This window comes from Streptomyces sp. NPDC002690, from assembly GCF_053592415.1.
Window position 1 is genome coordinate 1 of record NZ_JBSFVR010000573.1, and the last position, 3,062, is coordinate 3,062.

General features: G+C 71.7%; 2 pseudogenes. Both read right to left on the reverse strand.

Going from position 1 to position 3,062, the window contains the following annotated elements:
• Positions 1–2,959, reverse strand: a pseudogene (locus ACWD3D_RS35335) (condensation domain-containing protein); the annotation flags it as partial.
• Positions 2,950–3,062: pseudogene (locus ACWD3D_RS35340) on the reverse strand (GNAT family N-acetyltransferase); the annotation flags it as partial. The pseudogenes ACWD3D_RS35335 and ACWD3D_RS35340, both read right to left, overlap by 10 nt.

The following is a 3,062-nucleotide window of genomic DNA, read 5'->3' on the forward strand; positions in this document are numbered from 1 at the left end:
CGGGCCGGTACCGTTCCACCGCCGGACCGGTGCGGTCGGGCAGCGCTGCGGCGCCGCTCCACTCGCCCACCAGCCGCTCGTGCTCCGGGGCGTCCAGCATCCGCAGCCGGGGCGTCGGGAGCCCGGCCTCCGCACGGGTCATGCTGTCCAGCAACCGGACGTAGTGCGCGGCCATCCGCCGGACGGTCGCGGGAAGGAAGAGATCGGAGTTGTACTTCAGCACGCAGTGGAAGCGCCCCTCCGACTCGTCCTCGTAGGCCGACAAGGTCAGGTCGAACTGCCCCTCCTCTTCGGGGAGTTCGATGTACTCCAGCCGGTAGCCGTACTGCTCGGTGGCCACCTTGTGGGTGAGCAGGATGAACATCGCCTGGAACACCGCGGAACGGCTCGGATCGTGCTGGAGCCCCAGCTCCTCGACCAGCAGCACGAACGGGTACTCCTGGTTGTCCAGGCCGTTCAGCACCGTGGCGCGGACCTGCTCCAGCAGCTCGGCGACCGTGGGCGCGCCCGACAGGTCCGCGTGCAGGGGAAGCGGGTTGACGAAGTAGCCGTACACCGAGGAGAACTCCTGCTGGGTGCGGCCGGTCACCGGGCTGCCCACGACGACGTGGTCCTGCCCGGAGTAGCGGTGCAGCAGGACGTAGTACGCGCTCAGCAGCACCATGAACGGTGTCACCCCGTGCCGCTGCGCCAGGGTGTGCACCCGCGCGCTGAGGTCCTCGTCCAGGACGAAGAACTCGGAGGCGCCGTTGTGCGTCTGCACGGCCGGACGCGTCCCGTCCACCGGAAGGTCCAGCAGCGGGACCTCGGCGGGCAGGTGGGACCGCCAGTACTCCAGCATCCCGCCGGCCTCCCGGCTCGCCAGGAAGCGGTTCTGCTGATTGAGGAAGTCGAGGTACCTCGCGCCGACCGGTGGCAGCGCCGGCTCCCGCCCCTGTTTCAGGGACTCGTGGACGGCGAGGAGTTCCTCGATGAAGGTGAAGGTCGAGATCGCGTCCGAGACGATGTGGTGGACCGCCTTCATGATGACCCAGCGGCCCGGCTCACGCCTGAACAGGCGGAAGCGCACCAGCGGATCGCGTTCGAGGTCGTACGGCTTGCGGTACTCGCGGATGATCGTCCGCCGGATCTCCTCCCACTCCTGGCCCTGGACGTCGAACAGGGCGAGGTCCGGCTCCGCCCCGGACGTCGTCCGCTGCACCGGCTGCCCGTTCTCCAGGTGGAAGTTGGTGCGCAGTGCCGGATGCCGGGCGATGAGCCTGCGCACGGCTTCGAACATCAGGTCCGGTTCGATCTCGGCGCGCACCTCCACCGCACCACCGATGTTGTACGCGTACCCGTCGGGGTTGAGCTGCTTCAGGAACCACAGCGCCTTCTGGTTCTGGGTGAGCGGGTGGCTGCGCTCGTCGGTGAACACCTCGACGGCGCTCGCCGGATCGTCGCCCCCGTCGGCGTCGGCGGCCACGCGTTCCAGCAGCCCCTCGTACAACTGGTCGGCCAGCTGGGCGACGGGGGTACCGCTCAGCAGGGCGACCACCGGCAGGGCGATCCCCAGATCGGCCTGCACCCTGGCCCGGAGCTCCATCGCGAGCAGCGAGTCGAGCCCGAGGCCGCCCAGTCCGGCGGCCGGGTCGATCTCCTCACGCGCCGTACGCAGCACGGTGCCGGTGAGCGAGGTGAACCGCTCGACCACGAGGGAGCGGCGTTCCGCCTCCCCGGCCCGCCGGAAGGCGTCGAGGAAACCGTCGCCCTCCTCGGCCACCTGCTCGACGGCGGTCGCGGCGAGCTCACGGACCAGCGGAGGCGGCGAGTCGTACCAGGCCAGGAACGTCTGCCAGTCGACGACCGTCGCCACCAGCAGCTGGGCCCGGTCCTGCCCGATGACCCGCTCCAGCACGCTCATCCCGGCGTCCGGGGACAACGAACTCATTCCCCGGCTGTGCAGATAGTGGTCGACCAGACCGAGCTCCTCGATCATGCCGGTCGCCCACGGACCCCAGTCCAGACTCAGCGCGGGCAGTCCTTGGGCCCGCCGCCGGTGCGCCAGCGCGTCCAGGAAGGCGTTGCCGGCGGCGTAGTTGGTCTGGCCGGCGGTCGTCAGCAGGGAGGCGATCGAGGCGAAGAGCACGAAGTGGTCGAGCGGCTCGTCCCGCAGGTGCCGGTCGAGCAGGTACGCGCCCATGACCTTCGGTTCCAGTACGGCGTCGAAGGTGGCCCGGTCCATGTCGGCGACCAGCGTGTCGCGTACCTGCCCGGCGAGATGGAACACCCCGCGCACCGGAGCTCCGCCCCCGCGCCGGTAGGTGTCGAGCCAGCCGGTGAGCGCGTCCTCGTCGGTCACGTCCACCGGGGCCAGGATCGGCTGCGCGCCGAGGGACTCCAGCTCGCGCAGGAGCGCCACGGCTCTGCCCGGGGCGCCGGCCGGGTCGGTCGCCGCCCAGTCCCGGCGCGGCGGAACCGGGGTGCGGCCCATCAGGATCAGCCGACGGGCCCCCCGCTTCACCAGCGTCCGGCACAGCAGCCGGCCCAGTGCCCCGTACGCCCCGGTGACCAGATAGCTTCCGTCCGCGCGCAGCCTCAGCGGCAGGGGACCGGTCAGCCCTTCGGCGGGGAGGAGTCGACTGGTCGCGCGACGGTCGCCGCGCAGACCGATCTCCTCCTCGTCGTCGGTCAGGAACTCGCGCAGCAGGGCCTCGGCGTCGGCGTTCAGCCCGGCCGCGCCGGGCTCCCGCGCCGGGTCCAGGTCGACCAGCTTGCCGCGGTGTCCGGCCAGCTCCTGGTGGCGCAGCACCCGGGTGACCCCCCAGGCGGGAGCCGCCAGCGGCTCGACCGGCTCCCCCGGCGACACGGGCTGCGCGCCCCGGGTGACCACGTGGAGCCGGCCGCCGGTGCGCCGCGCGGCGAGAACCCCGGCGAGCGCGACGAGGGAGTACGCACCCGTCCCCGCTGCCCGCGCCAGATCCTTGTCACCTCGATGACCGAGGTGTGCTCGGGGACGAAGTTGTCGCGCAGCCGCTGGCGTACGCGGTGCTCGTCGTACCGTCCGAGGCGCTCCAGGTCCG